The following is a 20674-nucleotide window of genomic DNA, read 5'->3' as shown; positions in this document are numbered from 1 at the left end:
TTGGAGACAGCTTGTCATTGTTTTGCGAAATAAGCAGGTTGCTATCGAATATTGCTCACAGGGATCATGTCAGGCTCGATTTCGCACGAACCAACGCGACATTGGAAATTTGATGCGTGGAGCCTGGATTCCGATCAGAATGGTTGTCTATTATTGCTTCTTCATGTAAAATTTATGTTTAGAATCTTCGGGAGGCGTGAATTATGGAAACGGGAACTTCGAGAGTCAAACGCGGCATGGCCGAGATGCAAAAGGGCGGCGTCATCATGGACGTCATGAGCGCCGAGCAAGCTAAGATCGCCGAAGCGGCAGGCGCAACGGCAGTAATGGCACTGGAACGGGTTCCGTCGGACATTCGAGCCGCGGGCGGAGTCGCCCGTATGGCAAATCCGGAGCTTGTGGAGCAAGTGATGAAGGTCGTCAGCATTCCGGTCATGGCGAAAGCCCGAATCGGACATTACGTGGAAGCGAAGGTTCTGGAATCGCTGGGCGTCGATTATATCGACGAGAGCGAAGTGCTGACGCCGGCGGACGAAGTATTCCACATCGATAAGACGCAGTTCACCGTACCGTTCGTGTGCGGAGCGAAGGACTTGGGAGAGGCGCTGCGCCGAATTCAGGAAGGCGCGTCGATGCTGCGCACCAAGGGCGAGCCGGGAACGGGGAATATCGTCGAAGCGGTTCGTCATATGCGCATCATTACCGGCCAGATTCGCCGCATACAGAATCTGTCCAAGGATGAGCTGTATCACGAGGCCAAGGTACTGGGCGTAAATTACGATCTGCTGCTGGGCGTCCATCAATCCGGCCGTCTTCCAGTCGTCAACTTCGCGGCAGGCGGCGTGGCAACGCCATCTGACGCGGCGCTGATGATGCATCTGGGTGCGGACGGCGTATTCGTCGGCTCCGGGATTTTCAAATCCGAAAGCCCGGAGAAGTTCGCTCGCGCCATCGTCGAAGCGACGACGCATTATGAGGATTATGCATTGATTGCCCGCGTATCCAAGGATCTGGGCGAGGCGATGAGAGGAATCGAGATTTCCAAGCTTCCTGCAGCCGAACGGATGCAAGATCGCGGACTGTAAGTCTGCTCGTCGAGCGGCTTCCATACGGCTCAGCAGTATTGGGCCGGAGGAGGCCGCTTTAAGGTTTATCATCACTAGCGCACGGAAGAAGGATTAACTGATGAACATTGGAGTATTGGCGCTGCAAGGAGCGGTCGCCGAGCATATACGAAGCATCGAGCTTGCGGGAGGCCGCGGCGTGGCCGTCAAGAGAGCCGGGCAGCTGGCGGAGATCGACGGGCTGATTATTCCCGGCGGAGAAAGCACGACGATCGGCAAGCTCATGCGCAAGTACGATTTTATCGACGCCATTCGCGACTTTGCGAAGGAGGGCAAAGCCGTGTTCGGCACCTGCGCAGGCTTAATCGTATTGGCGGAGCGGCTGGAGGGCGGGGAAGAACCGCATCTGCGTCTTATGGACATGACGGTCGCCCGCAACGCGTTCGGCCGCCAGCGGGAAAGCTTTGAGACCGATCTGGAGGTGAAGGGGATCGATACGCCCCTGAGAGCGGTATTTATTCGGGCGCCTCTGATTAAAGAGGTCGGCGAGAAGGTTGAAGTGTTGTCGGTATATAACGATGAGATCGTCACCGCCAGACAAGGGAACCTGTTGGCCTCCTCTTACCACCCCGAGCTGACCGACGATTACAGACTTCATGAACTCTTCATTCGTATGGCCCAGGAAAGGGGACGGTAACTCATGTTGGACGTCAAGTTGCTTCGCAACGATTACGACAAAGTCGCTCAGGCGCTGCGCAACCGCAACACCTCCGAGGATCTTATCGCGGATTTCCCTAAGCTGGACGTCAGTCGTCGGGAGAAGCTGACGGAAAGCGAGCAGCTGAAAAATCGGCGCAATGTCGTATCGCAAGAAGTGGCGAAGCGGAAAAAAAACCGCGAGGATGCGGACGATCTGATCGCGGAGATGCGGACGGTCAACGACCGGATCAAGCTGCTGGACGACGAGGTTCGCGAGATCGAGGCGGAGATGGACAAGCTGGTGCTGGCTATTCCTAACGTTCCGCACGAGAGCGTCCCGATCGGCGCGTCGGAGGAAGACAACGTCGAGCTTCGCCGAGTCGGAGAACCGACTCGCTTCGACTTCGAGGCCAAGCCGCACTGGGAGCTCGGAACGGAGCTTGGCATACTCGATTTCGAGGCGGCCGCCAAGGTCACCGGCTCGCGGTTCGTCTTCTACAAAGGGCTGGGAGCGCGTCTGGAACGGGCATTGATCAACTTCATGATGGATCTGCACGCGGACCAACACGGTTACGAGGAGATTCTGCCTCCGTACATCGTGAATCGAGACAGTCTGATCGGCACTTCTCAGCTTCCGAAGTTCGAAGAGGACCTGTTCAAGATTGAGGGCACCGACTACTTCCTGATCCCGACGGCTGAAGTGCCGGTAACGAATTTCCATCGCGAGGAAATTTTGTCGGCGGACGATCTGCCGAAAGCATTCGTTGCCTTCAGCGGTTGCTTCCGCTCCGAAGCGGGCGCTTCCGGAAGAGATACGCGAGGTCTCATTCGCCAGCACCAGTTCAATAAGGTCGAGCTTGTCCAGTTGGTGGCGCCGGACAAGTCGTACGAAGTGCTCGAGCAGTTGACCGGACATGCGGAGAAAGTGCTGGAGCTGCTTAAGCTCCCTTATCGTGTGCTTGCGTTATGTACGGGAGACATGGGCTTCGGCTCGGCCAAAACCTATGACCTGGAAGTGTGGCTGCCGAGCGCCGGCGCGTACAGGGAGATCTCCTCGTGTACGAACTTCGAGGATTTCCAGGCGCGCAGGGCCGGTATTCGTTACCGTCCGGAAACCGGAGCAAAGCCGGAATTCGTGCATACATTGAACGGCTCGGGACTTGCCCTCGGCCGGACGGTGGCGGCAATTATCGAGAACTACCAGCAGGCTGACGGCACGATTCAGGTGCCGGAGGTGCTCAAGCCTTATATGGGCGGATTGGATGCTATCGCGCCCAGGGGTTGATGACCCCCAAGCAGGTATGATATGATGATTTGGCAGTGTCGGTCGAACCTTCGCGGGGCGGCGTCTGCCAATCGCGGAGAGATACCGAAGCGGTCATAACGGGGCGGTCTTGAAAACCGTTAGGGTGCAAGCCCACGTGGGTTCGAATCCCACTCTCTCCGCCATACACAAAAAACGGATCCGATTCCTGAAGGGAATCGGTTTTTTGTGTATGGCGAGGGGATTCGAACGGGCCGTTAAGCGAACATGCCAAAGGGCATGTTCGTAGGCCCCGGCGTGATAGTCGCAGATCGACGTGGCCGTACGAGCCGAACGGACACGTGGCGACGGAGCGAATCCCACTCTCTCCGCCATACACAAAAAACGGATCCGATTCCTGAAGGGAATCGGTTTTTTGTGTATGGCGAGGGATTCGAACGGGCCGTTAAGCGAACATGCCAAAGGGCATGTTCGTAGGCCCCGGCGTGATAGTCGCAGATCGACGTGGCCGTACGAGCCGAACGGACACGTGGCGACGGAGCGAATCCCACTCTCTCCGCCATACACAAAAAACGGATCCGATTCCTGAAGGGAATCGGTTTTTTGTGTATGGCGAGGGGATCTCGTATAAGAAATCGTCAAAAGGCCACCCTAACCGGAGTGGAGGTGCTCATGATGTCAAGCAACGACGAACTCGCGGTACCGCAGGAGGAACTGGTCGCAGCATGGAGAAGGACGCTGCCCGAACGGCTGGCTCCGGGCGACACGGCCGAGGTGTTTCCGGACGGGGTCGACCCTCGCGCCTTTCACGTTCATATCAAGACGGCCGGTCGGCAGATGATGGAGTTCGACTTCTCGGTTCAGTACGTCGACAGCCGGGAGGTCGATATTCGATTAAAGGATGTGGAGAAGGACGGCCAGACGGTCGACGAGCAGCCGGAGCGGATTCAAGAGCTGATCGGAGATTACCGCCGCCATCTGCATGAGACGGCGCAAGCCCTGCATCATTATACCCATTCGTAGAGGGGCGATGAACATGTCCGACGCCAACGGTTACCCGGATAAAAACCTGAGCAATGTCGTCGAAGAGCTGGAGCGGGATCCCGTCAATGCCCACCAGGCTCAGCAAATGCAGCAGCAGAAGAACGACCGCCGTCATCAAGACGCGCTGAATCACGACAAGACGCCGGATCAGGAGCATTTTAAATCTTAAGGGGGGTCCCGCGATGAGCAAGCCGAAAGCCCAGCCCGTCCCTCGGCCGGACGAAGAGCATAGCGCCCGCCATTCGACGGTCGACCATCAGCCGAACGAACCGTTGTCGGGATCGAAAAAAGTGAAAAACCGCAACCATTCCCGACATAACAACGGGGAAGGCTGATACGCGTGGCTCCCGGCGCTGCCCTTTCGTCAGGAGCCGGGTCATGTCCGCATAGAAATGGCCTGAGAGCCGCAGTTCAAGAAAGGAACTGCGGCTCCCAGGCCAACTTACATAGGTTATGCATAGCCGTTTACTTCCTTGGACTGCGGCCCGCCAAACTCGATCGCCGTCGCCACGAAGCCTTGAGCCTGCTCGAGCAGATCTTTCGCCCGAAGCGCATCGCTGCCGGTCATTAGCATGACGATGGCCGTTTTCACATGTCCGCCGCTCTCCGCGAACGCTTTTTCCACCCGCTCGTCTTCTACGTTCGTCACCATTTTGATGATCCGTTTGGACCGGTGAACCAGCTTCGCGTTGGAAGGCTGCAGATCGACCATCAGATTGTCGTATACTTTGCCGATGCGAATCATCGAGGCGGTCGTCAACATGTTCAGGATCAGCTTCTGGGCCGTTCCGGCTTTCATCCGGGTAGAGCCTAGAATCGCTTCGGCGCCTACGACCGCCTCGATCATTGGATCTGCCAACAGCCGCATCGGCGATCCCGCGTTGTTGCTGAGGCCAACCACCTTCGCCCCAATGTCGCGCGCGCGCTGCATGGCCCCCAGCACGTACGGCGTACGGCCGCTTGCCGCGATGCCGACGACGACATCGCGCGGGGTGACGCCGTGGGCGTCGACATCGCCCGCTCCGATGTCCGCGCTATCCTCCGCGCCTTCCACCGCCTCCTTGATCGCTTGCGGACCTCCCGCGATGATCCCCTGTACCATAGACGGATCGGTGCCGAAGGTCGGCGGGCATTCCGAGGCGTCGAGTATGCCCAGGCGGCCGCTCGTACCGGCTCCGAAATAAAACAATCGTCCGCCATTGCGGAACGCGTCGACGATCAGATCGGTGGCGGCCGCAATCTGCGGGATGCAGCCCCGGACAACTTCAGCAATCCGACGATCTTCGTCGTTAATCATTCGTAATATTTGTTCCGATGATTGCCGGTCAATCCGTCTCGTATTCGGATTGCGCTGCTCGGTTGTCAGCAAATTAAGCGAATCGTCCATAAGTACCTCCATACGTCATTGGCTCATTCAGGGTATTCGACAAATGCGATTTTGGAAACGAAGGATGAAGAGAGCTCGTTCGGCCGATGCAGCGGCGTATCGCGTTCCTCGGGCTTCCTTCTGTACGCTGCCGTCGTCAGCGCCGATTCCTCCCTCCCTCGCTTCCCTTGCGGCATGGAAAACATGAGATCATCGATCGTTCAATGCAAATTATATACGATCCCCTATTTAAATGCAAAATTAATTATCACATATTATTTATATTTGTGATTATTTTTATCTTAACCAGGAGGCCGCGCTATTATGGGGTTTATGTGATAAATTCCGCGATCTTATGCAGGAATTCGAGAGGATCTAGGTGAGAATTCTCCATAAAATTCACTTTCATTTGAGTATTTTTGTGGATGATTTAGATAAAAATTATCATAATACATTTTTATTATTGAAATATATTATCTGAGCATATATAATCGGAGCATACAGAGACGAAAGGCGGGGTGAAATGGAACAGAAAGTAACAGTCGGCGTCGATCGGCTGCCGGAGTTCGAAGAGCAATTGCTGAAGGGCAAGAGGTTCGGACTGTTGACCAATCCGACAGGCATCGATTCGGGCTATCGCTCCACGATTGATGTATGCGCTTCAATTCGTTCGGCTAAGCTATCCGCGTTGTTCGCCTGCGAGCATGGCATTCGGGGCGATCGGCAGGCTGGCGTCAAAATTCCGGATGAAATCGACGAGCTAACCGGACTTCCCGTGTACAGTCTGTACGGCGAGCACACTAAACCGACCGCAGATATGCTGCGGGGGCTCGACGCGATCGTTTTCGACATCCAGGATCTCGGAGTTCGGTTTTATACGTACTTGTCAACGCTTGTCTATGTAATGGAAGCCTGCGCGGAGCATGGCGTTGAAGTGATCGTCCTCGACCGTCCGAACCCGCTCGGCGGCTTGACCAGCGAAGGCGGCTATATCGAAGAACGGTTCTTCTCGATGGTCGGCGCCTGGAAGATGCCGTTTCGCACGGGGTTGACGATTGGCGAGTTCGCCCGTCTGGTGCGGGATCAGATGGCCGCGCCCTGCCAGCTGCACGTCATTTCGATGCTGAACTGGACCCGCAATCGGGAGTATCCCGATACAGGTCTGGCTTGGCTGCTGCCTTCTCCGAATATGCCGACGATGGATACGGTTCGGGTCTATGCAGGCAACTGCCTGTTCGAAGGAACGAATCTGTCCGAAGGAAGGGGGACGACGAAGCCGTTCGAGCTGATCGGGGCTCCCTGGCTGGACGCCCGCGGCGTCTGCAATTCGCTTAACGAGCTTTCCCTTCCGGGCGTACGGTTTCATCCGCTGCCATTCACTCCGGTTCTCTCCAAGCACAAGGGCGAGCTGTGTCATGGCATCATGACCTTCGTTACCGATAAGAGCGCTTATCGCGCCGTCTCGACCTCGCTTCGTCTGATTCACGCCATTATGAAGGCGCACCCGAAGGAGTTCGAATGGGTGCGGCCGGGCGGCGAAGACAGCCACTATTTCATCGATGTGCTGAGCGGAAGCGATCGAGTGCGTCTTACGCTTCACGAGGAAGGGGCGCTGGAGTCGATTCTGGCCGATTGGGAGCGCGATCAACTTCATTGGGAATCGATCCGCACCGCCTACCATCTCTACGATTGACAAGACAGGGGGGTCGCGTATGAGCGCCATTACGTTTCGCCATTATATGCCGGGCGACGAGCCGGGAATCGTATCGCTGTGGAATAGATGTCTAACCAAGGATCCGATTACGCCGCTTCGCTTTCGCAATCTGGTTCTGCTTGATCCGAATTTCGACCCGCAGGGCATGCGCATCGCCGTTCGGGACGGGGTCGTCGTCGGCGTATTCTACGCCGTTCGCCGGCTGCTGCCCATGCTGGGGACGGAGCTGGAGCCCGACAAGGGCTGGGTGCCTTTCTTCTTCACCGATCCCGAGTGCCGCAGGCAGGGCGTAGCCTCCCGGCTGCTGGAAGACGCGGCGGCGTTCATGCGCGCCAACAAGCGCGAGACGCTGATGTTTTCCGGATATGCGCCGAATTACGTCGTGCCCGGCATTGACCGGACCGGCTATCCTTCCGGAGCGGCCTTTCTAGACGATGCGGGCTTCCAGCGCAATTATACCGCTGTCGCCATGGACTATAATCTGGTCGCCTACGAGACGCCGGAGGATGTGCGCCGGCTGAAGGAGCAGCGGACCGAAGAAGGGTATTCGTTCTCGACGGCCGGAGACGGCGATCTGTACGAGCTCATTCAATTCGCAACGCAGCAGTTTAACCCGGATTGGGGAAGAGCGATCCGCGAAGGCTTGCTTCAGAGCCTGAAGATGGATCAGATTCTGGTCGCCAGACACCATGGCGAGCTGGTCGGCTTCTGTCTGCACGGCGGCTATGAAGGCGTTCGCGAGCGGTTCGGCCCGTTCGGCGTCGATTCGAACCAGCGGGGCAAGGGCATCGGGAAAATCCTGCTGCACGAATGCTTGCAGCTTATGCGCTCGCAAGGCATGCACGGCGCCTGGTTTCTGTGGACCGCCGAGATGAGCCCGGCCGGCCAACTGTACAAAAAGCTCGGATTTAGCATCTCGCGAAGCTTTGACGTCGTGAGCAAATCTCTATAAGCCCTACAAAAACGAGGAGGTTCTTGCGTATGAAGTCAGGATGGAAGCTTTCGAAAGCGGCTCTGGCGCTCGCTTTATCGGGGGTCATGGTCGCATGCAGCAGCAACAGCGGAGGTAAGAGCGGGGGGGATCCCGAAGCGTCTTCTGGCGGCAGCCCGGCCGGGAAAGTCGAGCTCACCATGCTCACCCACTATGTCGGACAGAACGAATCGTTCCTGAAGCCGTACATCGATCAATGGAACGCGGAAAACCCGGATATTCAGATCAAGCCGATCGGAGTCGACTTCGGCGAGCTGCAAAAAACGATTATGACGAGGCAGTCCGCCGGCCAAGGCGCGGACATTATGCACTTCTATACGCTTTGGGGCGGTCAGCTTCAAAAAAATAACGTGCTGGCGGAGGCTCCGGACTACATCGTCCAGGACGTACAGGCGAACTACCCGCCGGCGGCCGTGAAGGGCGCATCCCACGACGGCAAAGTATACGGATATCCGACGGAAGTGCAAGCCTATGGCCTTTTCTACAATAAGAGATTGCTGAAGGAAGCGGGCTTCGACAATCCGCCGGCAACCTGGGACGAATTGCTGTCGATGGGCGCGGCGATCGAGCAGAAAGGCTCAAGCGGCCAAGTCCAGGTCCAGGGCTTCGGCTTCCAGCGCGGCTATGCCGGACTCGTCGACCAGCCGTTCATGGCGATGATGGCGGCGGCCGGCAGCAATCTGCTGAGCGACGATCTGACCCAGTCGAATCTGACGTCCGATGCCGGCAGGAAGACGCTGGAGCTGTACAGCAAGGTTTACGGCAAAGACGGCCTCACGGATATTGCGTTCGACACGACGAAGGGCTTCGGCGCCGGTCAAGTGGGAATGACGATCGGCGCAGGCTGGTGGGCCGGCTCGCTGAAGACGTTGATGAAGGAAAGCTACGAAGACGTGGGCGTCTCTCCGCTGCCGTCGATCGACGGCTCGTCGAAAGGAACGATCGCCTATACGTGGGCGTGGGGCGTAAACGCCAAGTCCAAAAATCAGGAGGCCGCTTGGAAGTTCCTCCAATGGATGAACGCCTCCGCCGGCAAGGACGGCTTGACGCCGCAAGGCAACTTCCTGCTGGAAGCGTTCAACACCGCCTCTTCCCGCACCACCGATCTGGCCGCGGCGAAGCTGCAGGACCATCTGTCCTCCGATCCGATCATCAAGACGTTCTCCGACGCGCTTACGTACGCGAACGAGGAGCAAAGTCCGTCGACTGCCGCGGAGGTGCAAGACATTCTGTTCAAAAACATCGAAAGCATGTGGACCGGGCAGCAATCGCTTGAAGACACGATCAACAACGCGCATACGCAAATCGAAGCGAAGCTGAAGTAATGCACGCAAGCAGGACGGCCGCGAGCTCAAGCGGCCTCCTGCGCTTGCCGCGCTTGCTGTCGCTTCGGATGAGGAGGTCGTGATGAAGTCTTTCAGATTGAGAAAAGAAACGGTGCTGGCCTATTCGTTCTTAGCGCCTATTTTACTGTTTTATACGATATTTCTTGTCATTCCGGTCCTCTTCTCCTTCGTCATCAGCCTCACCGAGTGGGGCGGCTTTGATCTGGAGTCGATGACCTTCGTCGGACTGGATAACTACCGGGCGATCTTCGCGTCGGGCTCGACGTTCCTTCAGCCGATATTGACCAACACCTTCGTTTTTGCTTTCGGTACGGTGGCGCTGTCTTTCGTATCGGCGATGCTCATCTCGTTCCTTGTGACCCGGCTGCGGTGGCAAGGGCTGTGGCGCTCGATTTACTTTCTGCCTGCCGTAACGACGATCGTCGCCATCGGGAACGTGTGGCTGTACATTTACAACCCGTCGAACGGCATTCTGAACGAATTTCTGAAGATGATTGGCCTGAAGCCGGTCAACTTCCTGGATAACCCGGATATTGCGCTATGGGCGGTCATTGCCGTCAGCGGGTGGATGGGAATCGGCGGCGCGGTGCTCATTCTGACGGCCGGGTTGAAGGCGATCCCGCAGGACTATTACGAGGCGGCTTCGCTGGAAGGAGCGGGCATGTGGCGGCTCTACTTCAGCATTACGCTGCCGCTGCTGCGGCCGACGATGCTGCTCGTCTTGATTACTTCGTTTATCAGCGGCCTTCAGTCGTTCACGCTGACGCTGGTCATGACTCGGACCGGCGGCCCGGGCAATTCGACCAACGTCGGGGCGCTCGAGATGTATAATCAGGCGTTCTCGTTCGGAAATTGGGGCATCGCGAGCGCGATGGCGTTTGTCCTGTTCATCATCATTTTCATCATTACGACGATTCAATTGACGGTATTCCGCAGGGGAGGGGTGGAGAGCTACTAATGAAGCCTAAGCGCATCCCTTGGATTTCGTATCTGGTCATTCTGATCGGCAGCGTCATTATGATTTTCCCGTTCCTGGATATGATCTTCTCGTCGTTCAAGAGCTCTTCCGAGTACGCCAAGCTCGAATATACGCTGCTGCCGGAGACGTTCGTATTCGAGAACTACAAGCTGGCGTTCGAGCAGCTCAACCTGTCGATGCTGTTCCGGAACAGCATCATCCGCTCCGTGTGCATCACTCTGCTCGTGCTGCTCACAAGCTCGTTAGGCGGGTACGTGCTGGGCAAGCTTCGGTTTCCGGGCAAAAAGCTCATCTTCCGTTTCGTGCTGGCGACGATGATGTTTCCGACGTTTCTGTTTTTTATTCCGAACTATTATATTACCGTCCACTTCCCGCTTGTCGGGGGCAATAACCTATGGGGAGACGGCGGCCACGGCGGCCTCGCGGCCAGCATCGCCGGCCTGATCGTGCCGTTCGCGGTCAGCGGCTTCGGGATCTTCCTTATGCGCCAATTCATGATGAACCTCGAAGACGCCTATATCGAATCGGCGCGTATAGACGGAGCGGGAGAGCTTCGGATCTTTTTTCAGATCGTTCTGCCGATGACGGTCCCCGCGCTGGCCACGCTGGCGATCTTTGAATTTATCGGCTCCTGGAACGAATTCATCTGGGCGCTGCTCATGAATTCGGTCAACGGGGATCTGGCGACGCTGCCGGTCGGGATTCAGACGCTGAAGTCGCATCTCGATCCGACGCTGACGCAGCCGCTCGTAATGGCGGGGCTGGTCATCGCTACGATTCCGATCCTGGTTCTGTTCCTCTTTTTGCAGAAGTACTATGTACGCGGCATGACGAACGACGGCTTGAAGTAGTCCGGTTCGTCCCGCGAAATTACGATAATCAGGGAGAGATCAGCAAATGACAACGAACGAAAAGCAGCATGTATTGGCGATCAGCGCGCACGCGGGAGACCAAGATTTGACGGCGGGGGCCACGCTCGCCAAGTACGTTATGGAGGGGCATAAGGTGACGATGCTCCATCTGACGCCCGGCGAGAAAGGCCACCCGCGCCTGTCCGCCGAGGATTACGCGAAGCAGAAAATCGACGAGGCGCACCAGTTCGCCGACATCATCGGCGCCGACGTTCGCTTCCTGAGCTATCGGGACGGCGAGCTGCCGCTGGATGAGACGGTCAAGTTCGAGGTAGCCGACATCATTCGCGAGCTCAAGCCCGATATTCTGGTGACCCACTGGTCGCGCAGCATGCATAAGGACCATGAGAACGCCCACTTCATTACGAAGGACGCGCGGTTCTATGCCGCGATCCCGGCGTTCGAGCGCGAGCTGCCGTATCATCCCGTCAAAGCCGTGTACTTCTCGGAGAACTGGGAGGATATGTACGGCTTCGATCCCGAGGTGTTCATCGACATCCCCGACGAGGCTTACGAGAAGTGGGTGAAAGGGCTGAACTGCTATGCGTTCGCCCGCGGCGAAACGTACGGCTTCCCTTATATCGAATATTATAAGGCGCTGACGATCGTGCGCGGCGCCGTCAACGGGTTCAAACGGGCGCAGGCGTATGCCGTTGGACCGGGCGGCGTTCATCAAAGAAAGCAATTCTTTATCTAAACAGCATGCCATGTGATCAGCCGCCGCTGCGGCTGATCTTTCTTATAAAGAGCGAACGGAGGAATACGAGATGACACAGGCTGAACAATGGATGGATCGGGCTCCGCAGCTGGGGATGAATCCCGACAGGCTGCGGACGGCGATCGCGCTCGTCGAGAGCGCCGTGGAGAGCGGAGCGGTTCCGGGCGCCGTATTCGCGATCGAACGTGACGGACAACGGCTCGAATTCGCATGCGGCATCGCATTCGAGCAGGGAGGGACGGCCGTTCCCGCCGGTTCCGATACGTTATACGACTGCGCTTCGCTCACGAAAACGACCGTCACGCTTCCGCTGGTGCTTATGCTGCTGGAGCAGGGCCGAATTCTTCTGCAGGATCCGCTCGCCCTCTACCTCCCGGACTTCGCGACAAGCGACATCAAAGCCTCCGTCACGATCGCCCGGCTGCTCACCCATACGGCAGGGTTTCCGCCGACCCTCGATCTGCATTCTCGCGGGTGGTCGCGGGAGCGGATCGTCCAGTCGCTGATCGAGCTTGAACCCGAGCAGCCTCCGGGCGCCCGGATCGTCTACAGCGACATCGGGTACATTCTGCTCGGCCACCTGACGGAACGGTTGTACGGGGAGACGCTCGAGCGTGCAGCCAGGCGTCACATCTTCGAGCCTCTTGGCATGACCGACAGCGTCTTCTGTCCGCCGCCCGCGCTTCATCCCCGAACGGCCGAGACCGAATGGTATCCCGGGGAACCGGCGCCCCGCCGCGCGATCGTACATGACGAGAATGCAGCCGCGATGGGCGGGGTGAGCGGGCACGCCGGATTGTTCTCTACGGCGCGGGATTTAACGCGTTACATGCAGGCCTGGCTCGGCGGCGGCTCGCTGAAGGGCCTTCGATGGCTGTCTCCCGCCGCCGTCGCGCTGGCGACAAGCTGTCAGACAGCGGGCGTTCCGGGCGGCAATCGCGGTCTCGGCTGGGTGCTGAAGGGCGACAAGTTCGACGTATCCGGAGATTTGCTTTCGGCAGGGTGTTACGGCCATACCGGGTTCACCGGCACGAGCGCATATGCCGATCCGGCCAGCGGTCTGTCGATCGTCCTGCTCACGAATTCCGTTCGCAAAGGGAGGGACCGATCCGTCGTCTCGAGGCTGAGAGCAGCAGTGCATAACGCCGTCGCGGCGGCATTGACGAACTGACGGGCTAACCTTGTATAATGGAAGTAATAATGGACGGAGGTTTGTTGATGAACGGAGGTTTGGTAAGGCTGCGGGAAATTATGGATCAGATTACGCCTTCAGAGCGTAAGGTCGCCGAATTTATCCTGAAGGACCCGCAGAATATGGTCGGCTTGTCGATCTCCCAGCTGGCGGAGCAGAGCGGCGGCAGCCAGGCGGCCGTTACCCGGCTTTGCCGGTCTCTGGATTTGAAGGGTTATCGGGAGCTCGTGCTGAAGGTGGCGGGCGATCTGCAGGAAGGAGGCGGCCAGGGCTACTTCGACATCCGGCCGCAGGATTCGGTTGCGGATATCGTACGTCACGTGTCCAACAACAACATCCAGTCGATCCGGGACACGTTAAAGCTGCTGGATGTGGCGATGGTGAATAAGGCCGTTGAAGCGCTGGCCAGTGCCGAGCATATTTATTTCTACGGAGTCGGCGCCTCCAATCTGGTCGCGCAGGACGCGCAGCACAAGTTCGTCCGCATCAACAAAGCCTGCTTCGCCTTCACCGATGCGCACCTCCAGTTGGCGACCGCCGTCATGCTGACGGAACGGGATGTCGCCGTCGGCATCTCCTATTCCGGTCAAACCGCCAACGTCGTGGCCTGCTTGAAGGCGGCCAAGGAAGCCGGCGCGACGATCGTCAGCATGACCAAGTACGGCAGCACGCCGGTCAGCGAGCTGGCGGACATCCCGCTGTTCACGTCCTCGACCGAGAGCGAGGTTCGGATCGGGGCGATGTCCTCCCGTATCGCCCAGCTGAATCTGCTCGATATGCTCTACTCCGGCGTCGCCAGCATGGACTTCGACAACTCGATCAAATATTTGCAGAAGAGCCGCGACATCGTGAAGGTGATGAAGGGCAAGTAGGTCCCGTGCGTTCGGCTCGCATGAATGGCGACGGGCGGCGTATTCGCGAAGAAAGGCATTCATTAACAATCTTGACGGATCCTTCAGGATTTTAACAAAAATTTAACGCCGAAGGTCTTTCCCCCTGCACGGAATTAAGTTACAATGAACTTTGTTTGATTTCCTGAATCTTAGATTTTTTTTGGAAGGGGTTTTTGCATTTTGTTTAAGCGTAAGTTAGGCTTCACCATCGTGGCGCTCCTGATGGCGATTACTCTCGTACTTAGCGGCTGCACCAAAGAAAAGTCGCCGAAGGACGCACTTCAGTCGTCCATGTCGAAATCGGCTGAAATGAAGTCTTACAATTTTAAGGGCAGTATGGTCATTGAAGACTTTAACTTCCCGACCGAGGGCGAGAGCGCGGCTGAAGCTGCAGCTGTCCTGAACCTGATGAAGAGCGCGGAGCTCTCCTGGACCGGCGCTTATCGAGCGGATCCGATGATGGTGGAGCTGAATCTTCAATTGGCATTGAAGGGCGATCTGGCGATCAATTTTAACGTTCCGGTCGTGATGACCGAGAAGAAGATGTGGGTCAAAATTCCGAACATTCCGATGCTCCCGATCCCGGAATCCGTTCAGAACAAATTTGTCGAGATTGATCTGGAAGAGCTCGCGGAGCAGTCCGGTCAGCCGATGCCTAACCTGGATGTGGCGAAATCCCAGAAGTTCGCGAACGAGTTGACGGAGATTGTGTTCAAGCACGTGGAGGAGGAGACGTACTTGAACTCGGTCAAGGTGGGAGACGCAGGTCTGCCTTCCGACGTTGACGCGGCTCAAGTCGTACAATTCCAGCTGAATCAATCTCAACTGGAGGCATTTATCAATACCGTTATCGAGAAGATCGCTCCGGAAGTGATCGAGCTGCTGTCTGCGAACGCGGAGTATCGCGATATGCTCCAGCTGCAGCAGGAGGATCTGGACGAAGCGAAAGCCGCTCTGGCCGAAGTGAAGAGCGGAGAAGTATCGGAAATGCTGGAAGAGATGAAGAAAGAGCTGAAGAAGCTCGAAGTGAAAGCCAATATCGGTATCGACAAGAAAGGCTATCCGGTCTACTCCGACGCTTCGATCAGCGCCGCAATCGAATCCGAGGAGCTGACGGGCAGCGCCGGCATCAAGATCGTGTCCCACACGACGAACATCAATGAAGAGCCGAAGTTCGAGATCGGCGAGCCGAAAGCCGAAGAGATCGTCACCATGGAAGAAGTAGAAGCGGAAATGGGCGGCTTGTACGGCGGCTTCGACGAAGAATTCTAAACGAGAGAGATAGAGAATGGAAGCCCCTCGCCAGGTTGGCGGGGGGCTTCTTGTCGTGTAAGCAAGCCGTTCATGGAATTTTGGAACGCAAGAAGACAAGCTTTCATAGCATGAGCTACGAGCGAAATTCGCTCGCCAATCTATGGAGGTGGTTACTTGTGTCGCAAGAAAGAAGCGCAGCTTATCGGATTGACCTGGCAGAGTTCGGCATCTACAACGACGGGACCCATGCGGCGGAGACGACTGCGGGAATAAACGGCGCCATTGCGTGGGCGATGTCGGAAGGGTTCAACCACGTGGTGCTGCCCGGCGGGCACTACAAAGTGAAGATCGACGGCGTCACCTTCTCGGCCATTCTCGTTCCTAGCGGTCTTCACTTCGAGATGGCGGAGGATTGCGTGGTCGAGATGGAGGGCCATTCGTCGCCGAATTCGAACGTATTTCAACTGAAGGGGGTGCATGACTGCAAAATCACCGGCGGTACGGTCGTCGGAGACAAGGAGACGCACATCTACGAAATCTATATTGGGTTCGAGCGCGGCGGCGTGAACGCGGACGGGTCTCTCAACGACGATCCGAACTGGATTCGCAGCGAAGTGCTGGACCGGTACGAGCACCCCGGACTGCTGTCGAATTTCAGACTGTGGAATACGAACGGACTGGCGGTCTCCGGCTACTTCTTCTATCAGTACAAGGATACGGTGTCGAGCGCCACCTTCGTCGATTTCCGGAACAACGGGCAGTTCGCTCCCGGAGCGCCGACCGGAAGGGGCTGGTTTCTGAATCCGGATATGAGCGCCAACAACAAGATGGTTATCGCCATCAACATTACCGGGCTGGGCCTGACCGATCCGGACATCGCCGCGCTGAGCATGAAGATCGACAACACCTATTTCACCCATGAAGGCGGGCACGGAATCGGGCTGTACGGGGCCAACCATATCGTGATTGACGATGTCGAAATCTACGGATGCGCCGGAGACGGCATTATGGTCGGCGTCAAGCAATATCATCCGGACCCGAACGACTATACCCAGGAGGAGATGGGACAGCACATTACGATTCGCAATTGCGACATTCACCATTGCCGGAGACAGGGCATCTCCCTATGCGGATCGAATGACGTCTACGTCTACAACAACGAGATTCATCATATCGGCCTGGCCGAGGACGGGGTGACAAGCGACTTCCGCAACGGAACGGCTCCGATGTTCGGCATCGATGTGGAGTCGATGGTCGGGGAGAGCAACATTCCGTTCAGAACGCCGGAGCAGCCGATCGGCCTGGAGCTGAATCATCGCATCTATATCTACAGCAACCATATTTATCGCAATCATAAGGGCCACTTCGTGAACTGCGACGGCTACCACATCACGCTGGAAAATAACACGTTCGAAGGCTTTAACATCGGGGGCGTCTGCTCGTATCCGAACTATCGGTTTATCAAATATCTCAACAACACGTTCATCGAGTGCGAGCTGTGGGTTCAGGGAGATCATTTCGTTAACGGGGGCGTGTTCTACAAAGGCAATCTGAAGCTGCTGGACGTGCGCGGAGCCGTCGTTCAGAACGTACAGATTAAGGACGGCAGCTTCTACGGTTCCAATCTGTACGGCTATTTCGGCACTCCGTCCGTCAACGCGGCGACAGGAACCTTCACGTATGCGACCGCTCACGGAATGGGGAACGGCGCGCAAATCTGCTTCGAGCAGTGGGCAGGCAGAGTTCCCGCAGGCATTAGCGTGGACAAGCTGTACTATACGGTCAACATTACTTCTACAAGCTTTCAGGTTTCGGAGACGAGGGGAGGCTCGCCGGTCGCCATTACCGACGCGGGAGAGCCCGGCTTCAACATTAGCCGATACAATTACGGCCGATGCTATATCTCCAACGTAACGGTGGAGCGGGACTGGCGGACCGACAACGCGCTGACGCCTAACTTCAGCGTCCACTCGGCCGGCGCCGTTATGCGCAACATCACCGTGAAGAACTATGACGTGTCCGTGCTCGTTCCCCAGAATTATGCCGGACGGCCGAACACGATCGAGGGCTTGACGCTGATCGAAGGCTCGGCGCGCTTCGAGGGGACGCATGTCGCCAATAGTCAGTTTATGCGGGCCAAGAGCACGCTTCTCGGCTCCTCCGACATCCAGTTCGGTTCGAACTCGGCGGCGTTCCCTCGCAAAATTACCGTACAAGGCTGCCGCTTCCATCGTCTGGGCACTGTGCTGGAAGGTCATACGGTCGTCACGGACAGCGTGTTCGAGAGCTCGGTGATCGGCAAGGCCAATAACGGCAACAAGGCCGTCATCTCCGGCAGCTACCTGGAGAATACGAACGTAAACGGCCACTGGCTCAACCAGAACGATTCTCTTACGCTGGCGGGCAACGTGTTCAACAACGTTAACGTGACCGGTGCGAGCCCTTACGTGAAGCAGATCAACAATACGGTATTGTGAGGAAGCTTGGCGCCGCCTTCGGGCGGCTTTTCTTCTGCCCGATCACCTGTCGGACGAGCGGTCGGGCTGGTGGATCTTGACGCTGAGTACGACTCCGACCGCGATCATGCTGATCAATAACGAGCTGCCTCCGTAGCTGATAAACGGCAGCGAGATTCCCGTTAACGGGAGCAATCCGACGTGCATGCCGATGTTGACGAAGATCTGGAACGTGAACATGCAGGCGATTCCAACGACGACATAAGCGCCGGCTCGTCCCCGATTATCGATGGCGACTAGCACCATGCGGTAGATGAGGAGAAAAAACAGCATCAGCAGCAGTGCCGAGCCCATGAAGCCGTAGCGCTCTCCAACGATGACGTAGATGGAGTCCGAATAAACGTAAGGAATGAAGCCTTGTCGCGAAAAAAAACCGGAGCCCCCGAGCATTCCGCCGCCGCCGATGGCCGTAATCGCATTCATGACGTGCCAAGATTTGTCGGGATCGCTGGCCGGATCCAGGAACGACTGGATTCGGGCCAACTGATGCGGCTGAACGAATCGGGCCAGCAGCTCGTAATGCGACCTGAACATCCACAGGACGCCGACAACGGCCGCAACCGAACCGCCGACCAGCGCGAGCATGAGCCCATAGCCGATATTCCCTATCCATAGCATCCCCATCAGAATACCGACAAAGACAAGCGCCGTGCCCAGGTCGGGCTGTTTGTAGACGAAAAAGAACGGGATCAGAAATACGGCGGCGATCGGCAGCAGATCTTTCAGCAGCCGGAGCTTCTCCCCCCTGCGCCGGTGAAGCAGATGCGCGATGAGCAGGATAGTGGACAGCTTGGCCAACTCGGAGGGCTGGAACTGGAACGAGCCGATGCTCAGCCATCGTACCGCCCCGTTGACGTTTTCCCCGAACAGCTGAACGCAGACGAGCAGCAAAACGCCGATTCCGTACAGGACGTACGCGAATTTGCCCGTCAGCAGCCGGTAATCGAAGACGGCAACCAGCAGCAGCGGCAGCAGGAAAACGGCGCCATAGACGATATTGTTCAGATGCAAGCCATCCAATTTCGTTCCGTGAGTCGCTTCGTAGATGACCAAAGTGCCGATCGAGATCAAGCCGAACATCAGGAGCAGAAGCGTCCAGTCCAGCTTGTGCAATTTTCGAATCATGAACATGCCAAACCTCGGTGTCCGTATTTGACCTAGCCGGTCGAACGTTCGATTCGTGCGAGTGCACACAACATCTCTAGTGTAGCATTCTCTATCCAAAAGCAAAACCCGCTCCGGAAGACTCGGGCGCCTCCGCTTTGCACGGACTGCCATATTTTATTTTGGGTTCCGGACGGATTTGTGATATAATGTTCCTTGCTGTGGCCCCGTAGCTCAGTGGATAGAGCAACGGTTTCCTAAACCGCAGGTCGGACGTTCGAGTCGTCTCGGGGCCGCCATTTCATGAACTCGGAAAACCTTGCGATGACAAGGTTTTTATTTTTTTGCCCAAAGGCTCGCAGCTATGAGCGAACCGGACTCCCTGCATCCTAAGCCGCGAGCCGCGCATGGCGGTTCTTGCGGCGGGTGGTTCTTTCGAACGTAACGGCACGACGCGGTGCGGCTGCAAAAAACGGGATTGACAATATGAATGACAACGTTTACAGTAGAGATAACGTTTTAGTAAAATTGTGTGATTAGGATGAGTAGAAGAAATGAAAGAAAAACGAGTCACCTTAAAGGATGTGGCTAATGCGACAAAAGTTTCGCTGGGTACCGTACATCGAGCCTTGACCGACAAAGAAGGTGTCAGCGATCAGCTCAAGAACGAAATTCTGCAGAAAGCAAGGCAGATGGGCTACATCACGAATTCGGTCGCGTCTTCGTTAAAAAGAAAAACAATCAAAATTGCTGTCGTTTTTCCGGGCATGACGGAAGAGAACAGGTACTTTTACCCTTATGTTTGGAATGGGGTTAGGGAGTTCGCTAAAGAAATCCGCGACTTTAATTTTGAAATGACGGAAGTCGTGTATTACGGCTCCTTCAGCAGTCAAATCCAAAGTCTGGAAGAGGTATATGAGAATTACGGATCTTCATTGGACGGGTTAATCACGATTGCGCATGGAGGAAACGACATTGCCAAGAGTATTAACAAGTTCGTGAGTATCGGCGTTAGTGTCGTGCTCGTATGCGACGACTCGCCGGTAAGCAACAGACTTTGTTGCGTAAGGGCGGATGATTTTACGAACGGGAAATTGGCGGCCGAGCTTCTGTGCCACTATATTCCCCAACGATCGAAAATTTTTGTAGCTGCCGGCGATGTGGATATTTCCTCTCACTCCAACAGTGTAAGAGGCTTCGAACAATATATGACCGATTATTCTTCAGATAAAGAAGTGATTAAGTATCATAATTACGAGGATCAGAATGAACTATACTCCACGGTCAGAGATCTTATTCTTAAGTACGACGACTTAAACGGGTTATATTCATGCAACGCCAGAAACACGATTACCTTGTGCAAGGTGGTCATGGATCTGGATCGGGTCGGAGATATCAAAATCATCGGCACCGATATTTTCGACGAAAGCATTTCCTTGTTGAAAAAAGGGGTAGTGCAAACCATTATTTATAAAAACCCTTATGAACAAGCCTATATTGGTTTCAAAACCTTGTTTGAGTATATTTTCAAGAACGTTAAACCTTTAAAAAGCACGATATACGTGGACAGCACTCTGGTTTTGAAAAGTAATGTAGAATTTTATACCTAAAATCTACAT

The 20674-nt window shown here is 56.1% G+C and carries 19 protein-coding genes and 2 tRNA genes; 19 read left to right on the top strand and 2 right to left on the bottom strand.

Translation table 11 applies throughout. From position 1 onward, the window contains the following. The first annotated feature begins 200 nt into the window (after nucleotides 1-200). From pdxS to ACFO3S_RS26395, 7 genes are all read left to right on the top strand, one after another. Nucleotides 201-1085, top strand: a complete 885-nt coding sequence (gene pdxS / locus ACFO3S_RS26425) for a pyridoxal 5'-phosphate synthase lyase subunit PdxS (RefSeq protein ID WP_378102365.1) — start codon at nucleotides 201-203, stop codon at nucleotides 1083-1085. Between the two features lie 100 nt (nucleotides 1086-1185). Further along, nucleotides 1186-1761, top strand: coding sequence for a pyridoxal 5'-phosphate synthase glutaminase subunit PdxT (gene pdxT, locus ACFO3S_RS26420; RefSeq protein ID WP_378102360.1), 576 nt, complete (start codon nucleotides 1186-1188; stop codon nucleotides 1759-1761). A gap of 3 nt (nucleotides 1762-1764) precedes the next feature. Further along, nucleotides 1765-3048, top strand: coding sequence for a serine--tRNA ligase (serS, locus tag ACFO3S_RS26415; RefSeq protein ID WP_378102357.1), 1284 nt, complete (start codon nucleotides 1765-1767; stop codon nucleotides 3046-3048). Nucleotides 3049-3123: 75 nt separating this feature from the next. Next, nucleotides 3124-3212 (top strand) — tRNA-Ser (locus tag ACFO3S_RS26410). Nucleotides 3213-3702: 490 nt separating this feature from the next. After that, on the top strand, nucleotides 3703-4050 hold the full coding sequence (locus ACFO3S_RS26405) for a hypothetical protein (RefSeq protein WP_378102355.1): 348 nt from the start codon (nucleotides 3703-3705) through the stop codon (nucleotides 4048-4050). A gap of 13 nt (nucleotides 4051-4063) precedes the next feature. Next, a complete protein-coding gene (locus tag ACFO3S_RS26400; RefSeq protein ID WP_378102352.1) occupies nucleotides 4064-4240 on the top strand; it encodes a hypothetical protein in 177 nt (58 codons plus the stop codon). Nucleotides 4241-4253: 13 nt separating this feature from the next. Then, nucleotides 4254-4406: a small acid-soluble spore protein P gene (locus ACFO3S_RS26395; RefSeq protein WP_378102349.1), complete on the top strand. Its 153-nt coding sequence runs from the start codon at nucleotides 4254-4256 to the stop codon at nucleotides 4404-4406. Nucleotides 4407-4522: 116 nt separating this feature from the next. Here ACFO3S_RS26395 and murQ read toward each other — a convergent pair whose 3' ends face one another. After that, nucleotides 4523-5458, bottom strand: a complete 936-nt coding sequence (gene murQ / locus ACFO3S_RS26390; protein WP_378102346.1) for an N-acetylmuramic acid 6-phosphate etherase — start codon at nucleotides 5456-5458, stop codon at nucleotides 4523-4525. A gap of 502 nt (nucleotides 5459-5960) precedes the next feature. On the opposite strand from murQ, the gene ACFO3S_RS26385 reads away from it, so the two are divergent. The 10 genes from ACFO3S_RS26385 to ACFO3S_RS26340 all read left to right on the top strand — a co-directional run bounded on the left by ACFO3S_RS26385 (nucleotide 5961) and on the right by ACFO3S_RS26340 (nucleotide 17912). Then, nucleotides 5961-7130, top strand: a complete 1170-nt coding sequence (locus ACFO3S_RS26385; protein WP_378102343.1) for an exo-beta-N-acetylmuramidase NamZ family protein — start codon at nucleotides 5961-5963, stop codon at nucleotides 7128-7130. Nucleotides 7131-7149: 19 nt separating this feature from the next. After that, nucleotides 7150-8103, top strand: coding sequence for a GNAT family N-acetyltransferase (locus ACFO3S_RS26380; protein WP_378102341.1), 954 nt, complete (start codon nucleotides 7150-7152; stop codon nucleotides 8101-8103). Nucleotides 8104-8132: 29 nt separating this feature from the next. Then, nucleotides 8133-9467 carry an ABC transporter substrate-binding protein gene (locus ACFO3S_RS26375; RefSeq protein WP_378102339.1) on the top strand — a complete coding sequence of 445 codons (1335 nt, stop codon included), beginning with the start codon at nucleotides 8133-8135 and terminating at the stop codon, nucleotides 9465-9467. An 82-nt stretch (nucleotides 9468-9549) separates the two neighbouring features. Further along, nucleotides 9550-10446, top strand: a complete 897-nt coding sequence (locus tag ACFO3S_RS26370) for a carbohydrate ABC transporter permease (RefSeq protein ID WP_378102336.1) — start codon at nucleotides 9550-9552, stop codon at nucleotides 10444-10446. Further along, entirely contained in the window at nucleotides 10446-11318 is an 873-nt protein-coding gene (locus tag ACFO3S_RS26365; protein ID WP_378102334.1) for a carbohydrate ABC transporter permease, read from the top strand. The genes ACFO3S_RS26370 and ACFO3S_RS26365 overlap by 1 nt, the downstream gene beginning before the upstream one ends. A gap of 46 nt (nucleotides 11319-11364) precedes the next feature. After that, nucleotides 11365-12075: a PIG-L deacetylase family protein gene (locus tag ACFO3S_RS26360; RefSeq protein ID WP_378102332.1), complete on the top strand. Its 711-nt coding sequence runs from the start codon at nucleotides 11365-11367 to the stop codon at nucleotides 12073-12075. 70 nt (nucleotides 12076-12145) lie between these two features. Beyond that, entirely contained in the window at nucleotides 12146-13267 is a 1122-nt protein-coding gene (locus tag ACFO3S_RS26355) for a serine hydrolase domain-containing protein (protein WP_378102329.1), read from the top strand. A 47-nt stretch (nucleotides 13268-13314) separates the two neighbouring features. After that, entirely contained in the window at nucleotides 13315-14160 is an 846-nt protein-coding gene (locus tag ACFO3S_RS26350; RefSeq protein ID WP_378102326.1) for a MurR/RpiR family transcriptional regulator, read from the top strand. Nucleotides 14161-14361: 201 nt separating this feature from the next. Further along, complete coding sequence (locus ACFO3S_RS26345; RefSeq protein ID WP_378102323.1) at nucleotides 14362-15453, top strand: hypothetical protein; 1092 nt, start codon at nucleotides 14362-14364, stop codon at nucleotides 15451-15453. A gap of 158 nt (nucleotides 15454-15611) precedes the next feature. Continuing rightward, nucleotides 15612-17912 carry a right-handed parallel beta-helix repeat-containing protein gene (locus ACFO3S_RS26340; RefSeq protein WP_378102320.1) on the top strand — a complete coding sequence of 767 codons (2301 nt, stop codon included), beginning with the start codon at nucleotides 15612-15614 and terminating at the stop codon, nucleotides 17910-17912. A gap of 42 nt (nucleotides 17913-17954) precedes the next feature. Here the strand turns inward: ACFO3S_RS26340 and ACFO3S_RS26335 are convergent, their stop codons facing one another. Then, nucleotides 17955-19076, bottom strand: coding sequence for an FtsW/RodA/SpoVE family cell cycle protein (locus ACFO3S_RS26335; protein ID WP_378102318.1), 1122 nt, complete (start codon nucleotides 19074-19076; stop codon nucleotides 17955-17957). Nucleotides 19077-19278: 202 nt separating this feature from the next. On the opposite strand from ACFO3S_RS26335, the gene ACFO3S_RS26330 reads away from it, so the two are divergent. Then, nucleotides 19279-19354, top strand: a tRNA-Arg gene (locus tag ACFO3S_RS26330). A 255-nt stretch (nucleotides 19355-19609) separates the two neighbouring features. After that, the gene (locus ACFO3S_RS26325; RefSeq protein ID WP_378102316.1) at nucleotides 19610-20665 is read left to right on the top strand and encodes a substrate-binding domain-containing protein; all 1056 of its coding nucleotides are present in this window, start codon (nucleotides 19610-19612) and stop codon (nucleotides 20663-20665) included. Nucleotides 20666-20674 lie beyond the last annotated feature (9 nt).

This window comes from Cohnella hongkongensis (genome assembly GCF_042654645.1).
Taxonomy (GTDB): domain Bacteria; phylum Bacillota; class Bacilli; order Paenibacillales; family Paenibacillaceae; genus Cohnella; species Cohnella hongkongensis.
The sequence above is the reverse complement of the archived record's forward strand: the minus strand, read 5'-3'. Positions and strand labels throughout refer to the sequence as shown.